This window comes from Pseudomonas fragariae (ex Marin et al. 2024) (assembly GCF_059621105.1).
This window is the reverse complement of sequence record NZ_CM184369.1, coordinates 4,872,615-4,889,221: the sequence shown is the minus strand read 5'-3', so window position 1 is coordinate 4,889,221 and position 16,607 is coordinate 4,872,615. Positions and strand designations below refer to the sequence as shown.

At 59.5% G+C, this 16,607-nt stretch carries 13 protein-coding genes; 7 read left to right on the top strand and 6 right to left on the bottom strand.

The window, feature by feature from the left end; translation table 11 throughout:
- Positions 1-22: 22 nt before the first annotated feature.
- Positions 23-220, bottom strand: a complete 198-nt coding sequence (locus AC54XV_RS21145; RefSeq protein ID WP_002554967.1) for a hypothetical protein — start codon at positions 218-220, stop codon at positions 23-25.
- An 855-nt stretch (positions 221-1,075) separates the two neighbouring features.
- On the opposite strand from AC54XV_RS21145, the gene pcaR reads away from it, so the two are divergent.
- The 5 genes from pcaR to AC54XV_RS21120 all read left to right on the top strand — a co-directional run bounded on the left by pcaR (position 1,076) and on the right by AC54XV_RS21120 (position 6,422).
- Positions 1,076-1,918 (top strand): pca regulon transcriptional regulator PcaR, encoded by an 843-nt coding sequence (gene pcaR, locus AC54XV_RS21140; protein ID WP_003363842.1) that lies wholly within the window; start codon positions 1,076-1,078, stop codon positions 1,916-1,918.
- A 155-nt stretch (positions 1,919-2,073) separates the two neighbouring features.
- Positions 2,074-2,934, top strand: a complete 861-nt coding sequence (locus tag AC54XV_RS21135) for a CoA transferase subunit A (RefSeq protein ID WP_024641851.1) — start codon at positions 2,074-2,076, stop codon at positions 2,932-2,934.
- A complete protein-coding gene (locus AC54XV_RS21130) occupies positions 2,931-3,710 on the top strand; it encodes a CoA-transferase subunit beta (RefSeq protein ID WP_003406327.1) in 780 nt (259 codons plus the stop codon). The genes AC54XV_RS21135 and AC54XV_RS21130 overlap by 4 nt, the downstream gene beginning before the upstream one ends.
- Positions 3,707-4,909 (top strand): 3-oxoadipyl-CoA thiolase, encoded by a 1,203-nt coding sequence (pcaF, locus tag AC54XV_RS21125; protein WP_327194665.1) that lies wholly within the window; start codon positions 3,707-3,709, stop codon positions 4,907-4,909. Before AC54XV_RS21130 ends, pcaF begins: the two co-directional genes overlap by 4 nt.
- 211 nt (positions 4,910-5,120) lie before the next feature.
- On the top strand, positions 5,121-6,422 hold the full coding sequence (locus tag AC54XV_RS21120; protein ID WP_024650600.1) for an MFS family transporter: 1,302 nt from the start codon (positions 5,121-5,123) through the stop codon (positions 6,420-6,422).
- Positions 6,423-6,485: 63 nt separating this feature from the next.
- Here AC54XV_RS21120 and AC54XV_RS21115 read toward each other — a convergent pair whose 3' ends face one another.
- Genes AC54XV_RS21115 through AC54XV_RS21105 form a run of 3 tightly spaced genes read right to left on the bottom strand, consistent with a single transcriptional unit; the run spans position 6,486 to position 12,241 of the window.
- Positions 6,486-7,946: an AdeC/AdeK/OprM family multidrug efflux complex outer membrane factor gene (locus AC54XV_RS21115; protein WP_011268788.1), complete on the bottom strand. Its 1,461-nt coding sequence runs from the start codon at positions 7,944-7,946 to the stop codon at positions 6,486-6,488.
- Positions 7,943-11,077 (bottom strand): efflux RND transporter permease subunit, encoded by a 3,135-nt coding sequence (locus tag AC54XV_RS21110; RefSeq protein ID WP_011268787.1) that lies wholly within the window; start codon positions 11,075-11,077, stop codon positions 7,943-7,945. The genes AC54XV_RS21115 and AC54XV_RS21110 overlap by 4 nt, the downstream gene beginning before the upstream one ends.
- A 3-nt stretch (positions 11,078-11,080) precedes the next feature.
- The gene (locus tag AC54XV_RS21105) at positions 11,081-12,241 is read right to left on the bottom strand and encodes an efflux RND transporter periplasmic adaptor subunit (RefSeq protein ID WP_003406318.1); all 1,161 of its coding nucleotides are present in this window, start codon (positions 12,239-12,241) and stop codon (positions 11,081-11,083) included.
- 255 nt (positions 12,242-12,496) lie between these two features.
- On the opposite strand from AC54XV_RS21105, the gene pmeR reads away from it, so the two are divergent.
- The gene (pmeR, locus tag AC54XV_RS21100) at positions 12,497-13,156 is read left to right on the top strand and encodes an auxin-lysine conjugate-binding transcriptional regulator PmeR (protein WP_003406317.1); all 660 of its coding nucleotides are present in this window, start codon (positions 12,497-12,499) and stop codon (positions 13,154-13,156) included.
- 479 nt (positions 13,157-13,635) lie between these two features.
- Entirely contained in the window at positions 13,636-14,769 is a 1,134-nt protein-coding gene (locus AC54XV_RS21095; protein WP_058399063.1) for a DUF3396 domain-containing protein, read from the top strand.
- 14 nt (positions 14,770-14,783) lie between these two features.
- On the opposite strand, the gene AC54XV_RS21090 is transcribed toward AC54XV_RS21095, so the two are convergent.
- Positions 14,784-16,280 (bottom strand): MDR family MFS transporter, encoded by a 1,497-nt coding sequence (locus AC54XV_RS21090; RefSeq protein WP_003406314.1) that lies wholly within the window; start codon positions 16,278-16,280, stop codon positions 14,784-14,786.
- 127 nt (positions 16,281-16,407) lie between these two features.
- A complete protein-coding gene (locus tag AC54XV_RS21085; protein WP_162885101.1) occupies positions 16,408-16,578 on the bottom strand; it encodes a hypothetical protein in 171 nt (56 codons plus the stop codon).
- Positions 16,579-16,607 lie beyond the last annotated feature (29 nt).

Genomic DNA, 16,607 nt, shown 5'->3' with positions numbered 1-16,607 from the left:
AGGGATCATCGGACCCGTGCTGTTACGGCTCTTCTTTCAGGCCTTCTTCCATCTTTTGCAGTTCTTGCTTGAACGCCTGGTCCAGCAGGCTGGCTCTCTTGCGCCAGGGCTTGCGTTCCGGTTCCGGTTGCGCGGCGTAGGTGGTGATTTCACCGCCGTAGACATCCTTGTAGCGTTGTTCCTGGCGCTCAAGTTCCGCGCGCAGTTCATCTTTAGTCACTTTAATACCTGATCGAGTCGAATGGGCTCTGGCGATGACGCAAAACAGTGCAAGTATGTTCACTCCAGTCTGGCTGTATACCCAATACAGTCAGCGACCTGTTCGGGCGATTGCGCGAAAGGGTTACTGGACATGCCTGTTGTTGTCTGCGGCTACGTGCACCAGAGAGAAATACCTGTCGTAGCGACACACGTTTGATTTCAAGCACAGGGCTTGCGCTGGCAGGCTTGCTGATGGTCTCGCGGCGATGGTGCACCGTGACAACGCTTCGACAGGACAGTCGAGGCAGAAATCGGGTGAATGGATCAATCGTTGCGAGGGTATTGCCAACCAACTGACCGATACTATCTCCAAGAACTTCTGCTACGTCAACAACAGAGGTTGAATGAGTTCACAGGTCTGGTTTTTTTGTACGATTGTTCCGAAGTTTCAGTGAGCCGTTTATATGACATAAGTTTTATAAAACAGTTTTCATTTTCGACGACAAAATGTTGGCGAAGAAATTCACCGTTTTTTATATGCAGGATGTGTGGAGTTGCGCGGCGGGCGCTGATCGAGAGCGGGAGGGGGAGGGTGTCGCGAGCATCGGGCACACAGCAAGCGCCTGAGTAATGAAAACGGCCTTGCTTGGTGAGCAAGGCCGCTGCCTTGGACTTCTCAGTGGGTACCTGACCAGTATTTCCAAGAAGTCACTTCATGGCAGAGGTAAAGGTATAAGTATATTTACATGGGGTCAATTGCGATTATCGGCCACCTGTTCGATAATCGCACAACCGGGGGTTGGCTTCGCTCCCCTGCAAAGAGCTGAAACCTGCGGTTTACAGGGCCTGAAAGGCAGTTACATAAGGTGTGTCAATGAACGACGAACTGCGTAAATCTTTTGCCTCATTGGCACCGCCCATCGTGGCGTCGCCCGCAAAGCGCATTCAGGCGCTGACCGGTGATCCGGATTTCATGACCTCGCTGGCGCGTGGGCTGGCCGTGATTCATGCCTTTCAGGAGCGCAAGCGGCACCTGACCATTGCGCAGATCAGCCATCGCACGGAGATCCCCCGTGCGGCAGTGCGTCGTTGTCTGCACACCCTGATCAAGCTCGGTTATGCGACCACTGACGGCCGTACCTACTCGCTACTGCCCAAGGTGTTGACGCTGGGCCACGCCTATTTGTCATCGACGCCACTGGCAACCTCGTCGCAGCCTTATCTGGACCGTATGAGCGACCAGCTGCACGAGGCGTGCAACATGGCCACGCTGGAAGGCGACGACATTCTTTATATCGCGCGCTCTGCCACCACGCAGCGGCTGATCTCGGTCGACCTTTCCGTGGGCGGTCGTCTTCCCGCGTACTGCACGTCCATGGGCCGCATTCTGCTGGCCGCACTGGATGACGTGTCGTTGCATGAATACCTTGACCATGTCGATCTGCAGCCCAAGACCAGCCGCACCATTCGCACCCCGGAAGCCTTGCTCGAATGTCTGCAACTGGTTCGGCAACAGGGCTGGTGCATTGTCGATCAGGAACTGGAACAGGGGCTGCGTTCAATTGCGGTACCGGTCTATGATGCGTCGGGCCAGGTGCTGGCGGCGCTGAATGTCAGCACCAGCGCCGGACGTGTGGCACGCAGCGAGCTGGAACAGCGCTTTCTGCCGATCATGCTCGATGCCAGTCGCGACTTGAGTACGCAGCTGTTTACCTGAAGTGGCCGTGTTTTGGCTGATTGAATTTGTTCGATTACCGAACGTTTAGTCGATTATCGGATTGTTTGCCCTCTTGCTCAGGCATAACCTCATTTTCATTCCGGCGCAGGTCTTCGCGCTGATCATTGAACGTGATGTTGGGTTCGGAGCACCTCATGGCAGACATTCTTTCTCTACGCGATGCGGTGAAGCAACTGGTCAACGATGGCGACACCGTTGCGCTGGAAGGCTTCACTCATCTGATCCCCACGGCCGCTGGCCATGAAATCATCCGTCAGGGTAAAAAGGACCTGACCCTGGTGCGCATGACTCCCGACCTGATCTACGACCAGTTGATCGGCGCCGGTTGTGCGAAGCGGCTGATTTTTTCGTGGGGCGGCAACCCTGGCGTTGGCTCCTTGCACCGTTTGCGCGATGCCGTTGAAAAACAGTGGCCGCGCGCGATGGAAATTGAAGAGCACAGCCATGCCGACCTCGCCAACGCCTATGTAGCCGGTGCGTCCGGTCTGCCGTTCGCTGTGCTGCGCGCTTACGCCGGCTCTGACCTGCCCAAGGTCAACCCGCTGATCAAGACCGTCACCTGCCCGTTCACCGGTGAGGTGCTGGCAGCGGTGCCTTCGGTGCGCCCGGACGTGACCGTGATTCATGCACAGAAAGCCGACCGCAAGGGCAACGTGCTGTTGTGGGGCATTCTCGGTGCGCAGAAAGAAGCCGCGCTGGCTGCACAGCGCTGCATTGTGACGGTGGAAGAAATCGTCGATGACCTGAACGCCCCGATGAACTCCTGCGTGCTGCCGACCTGGGCGCTGAGCGCTGTGTGTCTGGTGCCAGGCGGTGCTCACCCGTCTTATGCGCACGGTTACTACGAACGTGACAACCCCTTCTATCAGGCCTGGGACCCGATCGCCAGAGACCGGGAGACCTTCACCGCGTGGATCGATGAATACATCCACGGCACCGCAGATTTCAGTGAATTCCAGAGCAAGCTGGCTCGCGCTTCGGAGGCCAAACAATGACTTACTCCACCAGTGAAATGATGACCGTCGCCGCAGCCCGTCGCTTGCGCAATGGTTCTGTGTGCTTCGTCGGCATCGGCCTGCCTTCGAAGGCGGCGAATCTGGCACGTCTTACCTCTGCGCCTGACGTGGTACTGATCTACGAGTCCGGTCCGATTGGTGCCAAGCCCACGGTGTTGCCGCTGTCTATCGGCGATGGCGAGTTGGCTGAAACCGCAGACACAGTGGTATCCACCAGCGAAATCTTTCGTTACTGGCTGCAGGGCGGTCGCGTCGATGTCGGCTTTCTCGGCGCAGCGCAGGTCGACCGCTTCGGCAACATCAACACCACCGTGGTCGGTGATTACCACCATCCCAAAGTGCGTCTGCCGGGCGCCGGTGGTGCGCCGGAGATCGCTGGGTCGGCCAAGTCAGTGCTGATCATTCTCAAGCAGTCGGCGCGTTCGTTCGTCGACAAGCTGGATTTCATCACCTCGGTCGGCCATGGCGAAGGCGGCGATTCGCGCAAGCGTCTGGGCCTGCCCGGTGCCGGCCCGGTGGGCATCATCACCGACCTGTGCATCATGGAGCCGGAAGCCGGCACCCACGAGTTCGTCGTGACTACGCTGCACCCTGGCGTGACCCGTGAGCAGGTTATCGCCGCAACCGGTTGGGCGATCCGCTTTGCCGACACCGTTGTGGTCTCCGAAGAGCCTACCGAGGTCGAGCTGACGGCGCTGCGTGATCTGGAAGCACGGACTGCCGCGGCTCACGGTCAGGTTGCAGGAGAAGCGTGATGCGTGAAGTGTTTATTTGCGATGCGATTCGTACGCCCATCGGTCGCTTTGGTGGCGGGCTGTCTTCAGTGCGTGCAGACGACCTGGCGGCGGTGCCGATCAAGGCGCTGATGGAGCGCAACCCGTCGGTCAACTGGGAGGAGATCGACGAAGTGTTTTTCGGCTGTGCCAATCAGGCCGGCGAGGACAACCGCAACGTTGCGCGCATGGCCGCACTGTTGGCCGGGCTGCCACAAAGCGTACCGGGGGTCACCCTCAATCGCCTGTGCGCGTCCGGTATGGACGCCATCGGCACCGCTTTCCGGGCCATCGCGTCAGGTGAAATCGAGCTGGCAATCGCCGGAGGCGTCGAGTCGATGTCCCGCGCGCCCTTCGTGATGGGCAAGGCCGATGCCGCGTTTTCGCGCAACGTGAAGCTGGAAGACACCACCATCGGCTGGCGCTTTATCAATCCGGCGATGAAAGCACAGTACGGCGTGGACTCAATGCCCGAGACGGGCGACAACGTTGCAACCGACTTCAGGATTTCTCGAGCCGATCAGGACGCTTTCGCCCTGCGCAGCCAGCAACGCACTGCCGTTGCCCAGGCTGCGGGCTTTTTCGAGGAAGAGATCGTGCCGGTGCGAGTCGCGCACAAAAAGGGCGAGACCCTTGTCGACAAGGATGAGCATCCGCGTGGCGATACCAGTCTGGAAACCCTGAGCAAACTCAAGCCGGTCAACGGCCCGGACCGCACGGTGACTGCCGGTAACGCGTCCGGGGTCAACGACGGTGCTGCTGCGCTGATTCTGGCGTCGGCCGAAGCGGTGAAAAAGCATGGCCTGACGCCGCGTGCCCGCGTGCTCGGCATGGCCAGCGCGGCGGTTGCACCTCGGGTGATGGGCATTGGCCCGGTGCCAGCGGTGCGCAAGCTGGTCGAGCGTCTGGGCCTGGCGGTGACTGATTTCGATGTCATCGAACTCAATGAAGCGTTTGCCAGCCAGGGGCTTGCGGTCTTGCGCGAACTGGGTCTGGCCGACGATGCACCGCAGGTCAATCCCAACGGCGGGGCGATTGCCCTCGGCCACCCGCTGGGCATGAGCGGCGCGCGGCTGGTGCTGACGGCGCTGCACCATCTGGAGAAAACCGGCGGGCGCAGAGGCCTGGCAACCATGTGCGTCGGCGTCGGGCAGGGGCTTGCACTGGCCATCGAGCGGTAAACCCTCCTGCTTCAACCTGTTGTCCAGCAACCCGGATCGTTTGTCTGCCTCCACGAAAAGGCGGGCCGATGATCCGGGTTGTTGTTCGTCCGGGCGCGGAATGTTCAACGATACCGCTATTCCTGTCGGCTGAATTGGCCTGACTGATTGTGCTCGATTAAAGACGGTGTTACAGATTGTTTCTTATGGACAGTTCTGCTTGGGGAAAATAATGACTACAACATCAAAAGCACCGCATTACACCGGCGAGGAGCGAAGCAAAAGAATTTTCGCGATTGTCGGCGCCTCATCCGGCAACCTGGTCGAATGGTTCGACTTCTATATCTACGCTTTCTGCGCAATTTATTTCGCACCGGCTTTCTTTCCTTCCGATGATCCGACCGTTCAGTTGCTCAACACCGCGGGTGTGTTTGCCGCTGGCTTTCTGATGCGTCCGATTGGCGGCTGGCTGTTTGGTCGTGTCGCGGACAAACATGGGCGCAAGAACTCCATGCTGATTTCGGTCACCATGATGTGTGCCGGATCACTGATCATCGCCTGCCTTCCAACCTATGCATCGATTGGTGCCTGGGCGCCGGCCTTGCTGCTGATGGCGCGCCTGCTGCAAGGTCTGTCGGTAGGTGGCGAGTACGGCACCACGGCCACCTACATGAGTGAAGTGGCGCTACGTGGCCAGCGCGGCTTTTATGCTTCGTTCCAGTACGTCACCCTGATCGGCGGGCAACTGCTGGCGGTGTTGACGGTGGTCATTCTCCAGCAATTCCTGACCACCGAAGAGCTGCGTGACTACGGCTGGCGCATCCCCTTCGTGATCGGTGCTGGCGCTGCGGTTATCGCCTTGCTGCTGCGTCGCACCCTCAATGAAACCACCACGGCCGAAAGCCGGCAGGATAAGGACGCGGGCAGTATTGCGGCACTGTTCAAGCATCACGCTGCGGCCTTCATCACCGTGCTGGGCTACACCGCCGGTGGCTCGCTGATTTTCTACACCTTCACGACCTACATGCAGAAATACCTGGTCAACACCGGGGGCATGGAAGCCAAGACCGCCAGCTACATCATGACCGGCGCGCTGTTTCTGTACATGTGCATGCAGCCGTTCTTCGGCATGCTCGCAGACCGCATCGGCCGTCGCAATTCGATGCTCCTGTTCGGCGCGCTGGGTACGCTGTGTACAGTGCCAATCCTGATGACGCTCAAGACCACCACCAACCCGTTCATTGCCTTCGTGCTGATTACCCTGGCGCTGGCGATCGTCAGCTTCTACACCTCGATCAGCGGGCTGGTCAAAGCCGAAATGTTTCCGCCACAGGTTCGTGCGCTGGGCGTAGGGCTGGCGTATGCGGTGGCCAACGCGGTGTTCGGCGGCTCGGCTGAGTGGGTTGCCCTGAAGCTCAAGAGTGCCGGAATGGAAAACAGCTTTTACTGGTACGTGACGGCGATGATGGCGGTAGCGTTCCTGTTCAGTCTGCGTTTGCCCAAAGAGCCCAAGTACCTGCATCAGGATCACTGATCGCAGGTGTGTTTCGGCCATAAAAAAACCCACCTGATCAGGTGGGTTTTTTATGCACTGCAATCAGAACAACTGAACCGAAGGCTTCTCCTTGGAGATGGTTTCGGTCTGCCCGGTTCTTTCATACCAGCCGCCGCCGAGGGCCTTGTACAGGTTGACCTCGCTGGTCAGCTGCGACAGGCGGTCGGTGATCAGCGTTTGTTGCGCACTGAACAGCGAGCGCTGGGCGTCTAGGAAGGTCAGGTTGCTGTCGATGCCGATCCGGTAGCGACGTTCGGCCAGACGGTAGTAATCCTGGTTGGCCGCGACGAAGTCACGTTGCGCCTGGAGCTGCTCGTCATAGGTCTTGCGCGAAGCCAGGCCGTCGGACACTTCCTGGAAGGCGGTCTGAATCGCCTTCTCGTAGTTGGCGACGCTGATTTCCTTCTGGATTTTCGAGTAGTCCAGGCTGGCGCGCAGGTTGCCGGCGTTGAAGATCGGGATGTTGATGCTTGGCTGGAACAGCCACGCGCCCGATCCGCCCTTGAACAGGCCGGACAGCTCGCTGCTGCTGGTCCCGGCACTGGCCGTCAGGCTGATGCTCGGGAAGAACGCTGCACGCGCCGCGCCGATGTTGGCGTTGGCCGCCTTGAGCGAGTGCTCGGCCTCGAGAATGTCCGGACGACGCTGCAGCAGGTCGGACGGCAGGCCTGCCGGCATTTCGGTCAGCATGTCGGAATCGAGCAAGTGGCTGGCCGGCAGGTTGTCGGGCAGGCTGGTGCCAAGCAGCAGCACCAGGCTGTTCTGATCCTGGGCAACCAGGCGCTGGTACTGGGCCAGTTTGGCGCGCGCGCTTTCGACGGCGGTGCGCGACTGGCTCAGGTCCAGTGCCGAAGAAACGCCGACTTCGCTGGCGCGCGAGGTCAGACGGAAGCTTTCTTCGTAGGTCTTCAGGGTGTCCTGCGTCAGCTTGAGCAGTTCCTTGTCGGCCTGCCAGGTCATGTAGGCATTGGCGACGCTGGCCACCAGACTGATCTGGGTACTGCGACGCGCTTCCTCGCTGGCGAAGTAGGTCTCCAGCGCCTGCTCGCTGAGGCTGCGGACCCGGCCGAAGAGGTCCAGCTCGTACGAGCTGACACCCAGGGTGGCCGAGTAGCTGCTGGTGATGCCTGGCTGACCGGTCTGCGACTGGTCACCCGGCACGCGCTGACGTGAGCCGCTACCGGTGGCCGAAACAGCAGGGAACAGGTCTGAGCGCTGGATACGGTACTGGGCGCGGTAGGCGTCGATGTTCAGCGCCGCAACCCGCAGGTCACGGTTGTTGAGCAGTGCAGTCTGAATCAGCTGCTGCAGCGCCGGGTCATTGAAGAAGTGCCGCCAGCCTTGCTCCGCGGCGGCCATTTTGGCGCCTTCGACCGGCGAGTACGCTGGCCCTTGCGGATATTGTGCCGCGACCGGTGCTTGCGGCTGCTTGTAATCGGGGATCAAAGAGCAGCCGCCGAGAATGAACGCGGTAACTGCAAGTGAGATCAATGACTTGCTCATTGGCCAGCCTCATCGTGTGAAATATGTTTCTGCTTGCTCTTGAAGAGCCCTGAAACCGTTACGAAGAACAGGGGCACCCAGAAGATCGCCAGAATAACTGCGGTGATCATACCGCCAATTACGCCGGTACCGATCGAATGCTGACTACCCGAACCTGCGCCCGAGGAAATCGCCAGCGGCACAACGCCAAGGATGAAGGCCATGGAGGTCATGATGATCGGGCGCAGACGCATGCGGCAGGCCTCGATCGCCGCGTCGACCAGGCTCTTGCCCTGTTCATGAAGCTCTTTGGCGAACTCGACGATCAGAATGGCGTTTTTCGCCGCCAGACCCACCGTCACCAGCAACCCGACCTGGAAGAACACGTCGTTGGACAGACCGCGCAGGCTGGTTGCCATCAGTGCACCGATAACCCCCAGTGGCACCACGAGGATGACCGCGATCGGAATCGACCAGCTTTCATACAATGCCGCCAGACAGAGGAACACGACCAGCAGCGACAGGGCATACAGGGCAGGGGCCTGTGAACCGGACAGGCGTTCCTCGTAGGACAGACCGGTCCACGAGATGCCGATACCTTGCGGCAGCTTCTTGGCCAGCGCCTCGACTTCGTTCATCGCGTCGCCGCTGCTGTAGCCAGGGGCTGGAGTACCGAGTACTTCCTCTGCCGCCACGCCGTTGTAGCGTGACAGTTTCGGCGAGCCGTAGGACCATTTGCCGCTGGCGAAGGCCGAGAACGGCACCATCTCGCCCGCGCTGTTGCGTACGTACCATTTCTTCAGGTCTTCAGGCGTCATACGCGCACCTGCATCGCCCTGGATGTACACCTTCTTCACACGGCCACGGTCGATGAAGTCGTTGACGTAGCTGCCACCCAACGCGATGGACAGGGTGTTGTTGATGTCCGACAGGGTGATGCCCAATGCACTGGCGCGCTCGTCGTCGATGATCAACTGGTATTGCGGTTCGTCGTTCAGACCGTTCGGACGCACGCCCGCCAGAATCTTGCTCTGTGCAGCCATGCCGAGGAACTGGTTACGCGCTTCCATCAGCTTGTCGTGACCCACGCCGCCCTGATCCTGCAGGTAGACGTCGAAGCCTGTGGCGTTACCCAGTTCGAGTACCGAAGGCGGGACGACCGCAAACACCATCGCGTCGCGCAGGCTGAAGAAATAGCCTTGAGCCCGCTTGGCCAGTTCGAAAACGCTGTTGTTGGAATCACGCTCTTCCCACGGCTTGAGCATCACGAACGCAATCGCCGAGCTTTGACCGCGGCCCGCGAAGTTGAAGCCGTTTACCGAGAACACCGACTTCACCGCGCCGCTTTCCTTGGTCAGCAGGTACTCACGCATCTGATCGATGACTTCCTGCGTGCGCTCGGTCGAGGAGCCGGCCGGTGTCTGGATCTGAGCGAAGATAACGCCCTGGTCTTCTTCCGGCAGGAACGCAGCCGGAATACGCATGAACATGAACACCATGCCCGCGCAGATCAGTATGTAACCCAGATACGCAGGCCACTTGTGCTTGAGCATGTTGCCGACGCCGCGCTCGTAACTCAGAACGCTGCGGTCGAAGGTGCGGTTGAACCAGCCGAAGAAACCCCGTTTCGGTTGTCCGTGCTTCTCGTGATCGATGGGCTTGAGCATGGTGGCGCACAGCGCCGGGGTAAAGATCAGCGCAACCACGACCGACAGGGCCATGGCCGAGACGATGGTGATCGAGAACTGCTTGTAGATCACCCCGGTGGAGCCGCCGAAGAACGCCATCGGCAACAGAACCGCCGACAGCACCAGGGCAATACCGACCAGTGCGCCCTGAATCTGTGTCATGGATTTGATCGTGGCGTCGCGCGGGGAGAGCTTTTCCTCCTCCATGACCCGCTCGACGTTTTCCACCACCACAATCGCATCGTCCACCAGCAAGCCGATGGCCAGCACCATACCGAACATGGTCAGGGTGTTGATGGTGAAACCGAAGGCCGCGAGGATGCCGAACGTACCCAGCAAGACCACCGGAACGGTCATCGTGGTGATGATGGTTGCGCGGAAGTTCTGCAGGAACAGGTACATCACCAGGAACACCAGCACGATCGCTTCGATCAGGGTGTGCACCACGCCGTTGATCGATTCGCTGACCACCGGTGTCGTGTCATACGGATACACGACTTTCATGCCAGGCGGGAAGAACGGCTCCAGCGAGGAAACGGTCGCGCGGATGGCCTTGGCGGTGTCCAGCGCGTTGGCGCCGGTGGCGAGCTTGATCGCCAGACCGGAAGCCGGTTTGCCGTCGAACTGCGAGTCGGTGCTGTAGTTCTCTGCGCCCAGGCCGACCGTGGCGACGTCTTTCAGGCGAACCTGCGAGCCGTCGGTGTTGACCTTGAGGAAGATGTTGCCGAACTGCTCGGCGGTCTGCAGACGGGTCTTGCCGATGATCGTGGCGTTCAGTTGCTGACCGCTGATCGATGGCAGGCCGCCCAACTGGCCGGACGACACCTGGACGTTTTGCGCGGTGATCGCGTCTTTCACGTCCACCGGGGTCAGCTGGAAGTTGTTCAGCTTGGCTGGGTCCAGCCAGATACGCATGGCGTACTGCGAACCGAACACCTGGAAGTCACCCACACCGGAGGTCCGCGAGATCGGATCCTGCATGTTCGACACAATGTAGTTGGCCAGGTCTTCCTTGCCCATGCTGCCGTCTTCCGACACCAGACCGATCACCATCAGGAAGTTCTTCACTGCCTTGGTGACGCGGATACCCTGTTGCTGCACTTCCTGTGGCAGCAGCGGGGTCGCGAGGTTGAGCTTGTTCTGCACCTGAACCTGCGCCGTATCCGGGTTGGTGCCCTGATTGAACGTCGCAGTGATGGTCATGCTGCCGTCGGAGTTACTTTCCGAGCTGACATAACGCAGGTTGTCGATACCGTTGAGCTGTTGCTCGATCACCTGAACCACAGTGTCCTGCACCGTCTGGGCAGACGCGCCCGGATAGGTGACCTGGATACCGATGGCGGGCGGTGCGATGCTCGGGTACTGGTTGATCGGCAGGCTGGAAATCGACAGCGCACCGACCAGCATGATCACGAGGGCAATAACCCAGGCAAAAATGGGTCGATCAATAAAAAATTTCGACATGGGTTACTCCCCTTTGCTGCCTGCGGCTTTATCAGTGGCCGGGGCAGGTGCCGGGTTTGCTCCTTTGACGTTGGTCGCTTCGGCGACTTTCACTTCGGCGCCTGGTTTGACGTACTGCAGGCCTTCGGTGATGACGCGATCACCTTCTTTCAGGCCGTCTTCGATCAGCCAGTCGCTGCCCACGGTGCGATTGGCCACCAGCGTACGCATTTCAACCTTGTTGTCCTGATTGACGACCATGGCGGTCGGCGTGCCTTTCAGGTCGCGGGTTACGCCTTGCTGCGGTGCCAGGATGGCTTTCGAATTGACGCCAGCCTGCAACTGCGCATGAACGAACATGCCCGGCAGCAGACGGTGCTCAGGGTTCGGGAACACGGCACGCAGGGTCACGGAGCCGGTGGTCTGGTCAACCGATACTTCGGAGAACTCCAGTTTGCCTTCCTGGGCGTAGACGCTGTTGTCTTCCAGGGTCAGCTTGACCTTCGCGGCGTTGTCGCCGGCTTTCTGCAGTTTGCCGCTATCCAGGTCGCTGCGCAGCTTGAGCATGTCGGCAGATGACTGCACCACGTCGACATAGATCGGGTCGAGTTGCTGGATGGTTGCCATCGCATCGGTCTGCGCGCTACTCACCAGTGCGCCTTCCGTCACCGCGGAGCGACCGATACGACCGGAAATAGGTGCCAGCACCTTGGTGTAGCGCAGGTTGATCTGGGCGGTCTGCAGGGCTGCCTGAGCTTCCTGGGTCGATGCCAGCGCCGTGTCGTACTCCTGACGGCTCACTGCCTGCTCGCTGACCAGTTGCTTGTAGCGATCGGACATCGACTTGGCGGACTGCAGGGTGGCCTTGGCGCTGTTGGCGTTGGCTTCATAGACAGCCGGGTCGATCTGGTAGAGCTGCTGACCGGCTTTGACATCGCCACCTTCGGTAAACAGGCGCTTTAGAATGATGCCGTTGACCTGAGGGCGAACCTCGGCGACGCGGAAGGCGGTGGTCCGGCCCGGCAGCTCGGTGGTCAGGGTATAGGGCTGTGCTTTGATGGTAACGACGCCTACCTGAGGGGTTTGCGCAGGCGGGGCGGCCTGTTCCTTCTTGCTACAGCCACTGAGCAGGGTTGCCAGGGCGATGGCAGTGACCAGAACGGTAACAGCTGGCTTGAATTGCATGAAGATCCTCGGGGCAGGAGCCTGTTTTCTCAACAGTACGTTGAAGTGTTAAAAAATATTTCGGCTAGATAAGTAGCATGCTAAGGAATATACTTACATTCGCGGCTGTTTGTAAACACCCGCTGTGCGCATTCGGCCACTATTCAGGAAGCCGGCAGCCAATTCGGGACAAGGCGAGACAAATGCCGCCCGGCCATATCTCGAGGCATGACGCAAGACGCGTGCCTGAGGTGAATTTTTTGAGGTCTTATTGCCATGGTTCGTCGCACCAAAGAGGAAGCTCAGATCACTCGCAGCCAGATTCTGGAGGCTGCCGAGCAGGCTTTTTATGAGCGAGGCGTCGCCCGCACCACGCTGGCCGACATTGCAACCCTTGCCGGTGTGACGCGAGGCGCCATCTATTGGCACTTTAACAATAAGGCCGATCTGGTGCAGGCCATGCTCGACAGTCTTCAGGAACCCCTCGACGAAATGGCGCAGGCCAGTCAGAGCGAGGAAGAGGAAGACCCGCTGGGCTGCATGAGAAATCTGTTGATTCACCTGTTTCATGAGCTCGCACTGGACCCGAAAACCCGTCGCATCAATGAAATCCTGTTTCACAAGTGCGAGTTTACCGACGAGATGTGTGATTTTCGTCGTCAGCGCCAGGACAATGCCATACAGTGCCACGATCGGATCACCCTGGGGCTGAACAATGCCGTACGCCAGGGGCAGCTACCCAAAAGGCTGGACACCGCGCGCGCTGCAGTGGCCCTGTTTGCTTACGTCAACGGCATCATCTATCAATGGCTGCTGGTTCCGGACAGCTTCTCGCTGCCTGCAGAGGCCGAGCAACTGGTCGACGTGTGCCTGGACATGCTGCGTTTCAGCCCGACGTTGCTGATCGATAATAACCGCTCGACAGTGGGTGCCTGACTGAACATGACCGGCGGGGCACCCGCCGGTTCCGCCTGCCAGCGACGCTGTGCAGAGCCTGACTCCGATTCGTGCCTCTTATAGAGTGTGTTTACCGATCGTTTGCCGGTATTCATTGATTGCGCCCACCGTGCAGGTATCAGCGAGCGTTGATCTGACAAGATATTGTAGGAAGCAGGTAGGACATTTCCTGATACATGTAGCTGATTTCCCAAAGTAAATTCCGAGTATTGCCCCGCAGGAAAACTCCCTTCACTCTTCGCCTCCTGAAAGAATCAGAAGAGAGGAAGGTTGCATGTTTTTGCCGAATCTTGCGCCTATGTGCCTTGAAATCATCGCCAGTTACGCTGATGTCCACTCGAGCTGGCAGGGCCATGGCTACCCAATGAGTGGGGACATTTCCGGCGTGACCGAAACCTGCGAAGGGCATGCAGGTACGCGCAAAAACCTGACCCCCGCGACTGATGGGAGGGCGGGGCATGTCGGACACTGCAACTGACGCTGTGAGGTTATTGGCCAGGGTTACGCAACAGTCCGAACGCGTGGCCATGGATTCCGTGTTGGGCACACCGGTCATACGGTTGGGATTGATCACTACGCTGTATTTTCGCAATGGCCACACCGTGGAGATGAAGCGTCGCGTCGAAGCCTGTTTTTCGCGCTTTTACGATGCGTTCAAAACCAGGCTCAAATGGCAACTCTTCAAACGCATGCGCCGCCTGAGTGGCTCCGGTTTCGCCTCGACCCGGCGTCAGATTGTCGAGAGTCCGCCAGACGAGCAGTTCATCTGGTCTATCGCCAGCGCCACTCAGGCTGAAGTCGCCACCTATAGCCTGTTCGTGATGAACACCTCAGAGGGGCAGGCCGAAAACGATCGATCGTGTCTGAAAATGGTTCTGCCCTGGTCATACCTGACCGAGCCCGACGGCTTGAAACATTACGAGGAGTGGATCAGGTACCTCAGCAGCGAACTGCAGGCCGAGCACGGTTTTGGTGGTCTTGCTTGTGTGTTGCCTTGCGATGGCCATCAGTATTTGCCGTGGGAATTCCGGCTTGCTCAGGATTTTAGCGGGCTGATGGTCGACCCCGGCCCGCACATTGAAAGCCTGCGTCTGCTGGACCGCATCAAGGGCGTCAGCTGGTACACCGTGCTCGGTGATGCGTTCGTCAGGCAGTTGGGGGGCAGCGACAAAATGCGCGGCGAGATGAGTGCGCACAGTGAGATCGTTTTTCACACCTATCGCAACGGCCTGATCATTCGCGCCGGCGAGGTGCCTGAGCTGGGCGGGCGAGGGCTGCCGCCGCCAAAGCCTTATGTGACGGTCAACAGGATGATCAAACCGATTCGCCTGCAGGACACCGGCAATCTTCATCCCTACCTGGCTCCCGGAATCGGTTTTACCGATGAAACCACTGCGCAGTGGTATGCGCGATTCGATGAAAAGCCGCTGCCGCCGGTCTATGCCGGGCAAGCATGCCCTCGCTCAGGCAGCTGGTTCAGCAGCGCACAGTCCGGTTCGCGTCGGCACTTCGACGAGGGTGAACTGATGCCTGCGTTTGCTCATATAAAGAGCAAGAAAACGCAATGGTTCTGGGCCGGGTTGCCTTCCTGAGCCGGAAAGGCCGATCAGTCCCGTCCTCGCAATAATGTATTGGGCATCACTGCGGCTGCCGCAAGACCGAGCAGCGAAATGGCCGCGCTGGTGATCAGCAGGTTTCTGAAGGTCACTGCCAGTTCGGTGCGCAGGGTTTCCAGCGCGGGGCCGGTTGCCGCGTTCAGACTGTCGAGCAGGACGTTGCCGGAGCTGCCTTCGCTACCCAGCGCTCCTGCGCCGAGTTGGCCGACCCCGGTGTGCTGCAACATGGCCAACAGCAGCGCCGACATCAGTGCCACGCCCACTGCACCACCCAGTGAGCGGAACAGATTGGTCGTGCTGGTCGCCACGCCCATATCCCGGGGCTGAACCGAATTCTGAGTGCCGACCAATGACGTGGGGAACTGCATGCCGGTAGCAACACCGGTGAGGACCATGAACAGGCTCATGACTATCAACGATTGCGGGGGCGTGAAGGCCATGCCCAGAATCGCAACCGGCATCAGCAGTGCACCGGTCAGGATCAGCGGCTTGTAGCGCCCGGTATGCGCGGTGCGTCGCCCGGCGAAATAGGCACCCATCGGCATGCCGATAGCCAGTGGAAGCAAGTGCAGGGCGGCGCTGTCTGCTCCGCCGCCGGTGACGGTCTGGTAACGCAGCGGCATCAGGACAATCAGGGAGATGGCCTGAAAACTGGTGAAGAACACGGTGCACCAGCACAGCACGGCGCTCTTGTTGGTGAACAGATGCATGGGCAGCAACGGTTCGGCAGTGCGACGTTCGTACCAGACGAAAATGGCCAGCGTCAGCAGGGCCGTGCCCAGTAACAACTGAACCTCGGCATCGCCCAGGCCATGCCCCTGGCCAATTTCGGTAATCCCCAACAGCAGCGCTGTCAGACCGATGATCATCAGCACGGTACCCAGGTAATCGATGATCGGCTTGCGCTGCGGCACCGGCAGGCCAACCAGGGTCCGATACGCGACGATCAGCGCAGCGGCCCCCAATGGCAGATTGATCAGGAACACCCAGCGCCAGGACAGGTATTCAGTCATCAGGCCGCCAAGCACCGGCCCGGCGACGCTGGCCACGGCGTACATGCTGCTGAAATAACCCTGATAGCGGCCACGTTCGCGAGGTGGAACGATGTCGGCGATGATCGCCTGGCTGACCGAAACCATCCCGCCCGCGCCGATGCCTTGCAGGACGCGCGCCAGGACCAGTTGTTCCATGCTCTGCGCCAGGCCACAGAACAGTGACGCCAGGGTAAAAATCCCCAGCCCGAACAGCATCAGTTTACGTCGCCCGTAAAGATCGCCGAGTTTGCCGTAGATCGGCACGGCCACGGTCAGCGACACCATGTAGGCGGATATGACCCAGGCCAGTAGATCGATGTCTCTGAACTGGGCAGAGATGGCGGGCATCGAGACCGCGACGATGGTTTGGTCCAGCGCGCTGAGCAGGACTGCCATCATCAACGCAAACAGGATGCTGCGGATGGCCGGAGGCGTTTGATTAAGACTGGTCAAGGCAAAACCTGATGGCAGTGTTGACCCGCCGCAAGTGTGGCGGGAGAGTCTGGCCAGTCTAATCCGATAGCTTGCTAATCGATAGCTGCCTTTGCGCAATGGCGATGCAATTCACGCTGTGCGCGCCTCATCGCAAGGCGCTGAAGGTTGCATCGGTTGGCACGCAATGGCCAAACGTACAGCTGGAGACATAGGGGGCCTGGCGCGCCAGTTCGTTACGATAGGCACCGGCGCCGTATACAGCCAATACCGCCAGAGCACCTGCGACAACCATGCACTTTCTTGTTATTGCTTTCATGACGCACTCCTTACCTCGGCTACAGAGCA

Bases quoted from the DNA above. Each gene is read 5' to 3' on its own strand.
- AC54XV_RS21095 (WP_058399063.1), top strand. From the start codon at position 13,636: ATGTCGGACACTGCAACTGACGCTGTGAGGTTATTGGCCAGGGTTACG.
- AC54XV_RS21110 (WP_011268787.1), bottom strand. From the start codon at position 11,077: ATGTCGAAATTTTTTATTGATCGACCCATTTTTGCCTGGGTTATTGCC.
- pmeR (WP_003406317.1), top strand. From the start codon at position 12,497: ATGGTTCGTCGCACCAAAGAGGAAGCTCAGATCACTCGCAGCCAGATT.
- AC54XV_RS21115 (WP_011268788.1), bottom strand. From the start codon at position 7,946: ATGAGCAAGTCATTGATCTCACTTGCAGTTACCGCGTTCATTCTCGGC.
- AC54XV_RS21105 (WP_003406318.1), bottom strand. From the start codon at position 12,241: ATGCAATTCAAGCCAGCTGTTACCGTTCTGGTCACTGCCATCGCCCTG.
- AC54XV_RS21135 (WP_024641851.1), top strand. From the start codon at position 2,074: ATGGCAGACATTCTTTCTCTACGCGATGCGGTGAAGCAACTGGTCAAC.
- AC54XV_RS21120 (WP_024650600.1), top strand. From the start codon at position 5,121: ATGACTACAACATCAAAAGCACCGCATTACACCGGCGAGGAGCGAAGC.
- pcaR (WP_003363842.1), top strand. From the start codon at position 1,076: ATGAACGACGAACTGCGTAAATCTTTTGCCTCATTGGCACCGCCCATC.
- AC54XV_RS21085 (WP_162885101.1), bottom strand. From the start codon at position 16,578: ATGAAAGCAATAACAAGAAAGTGCATGGTTGTCGCAGGTGCTCTGGCG.
- AC54XV_RS21130 (WP_003406327.1), top strand. From the start codon at position 2,931: ATGACTTACTCCACCAGTGAAATGATGACCGTCGCCGCAGCCCGTCGC.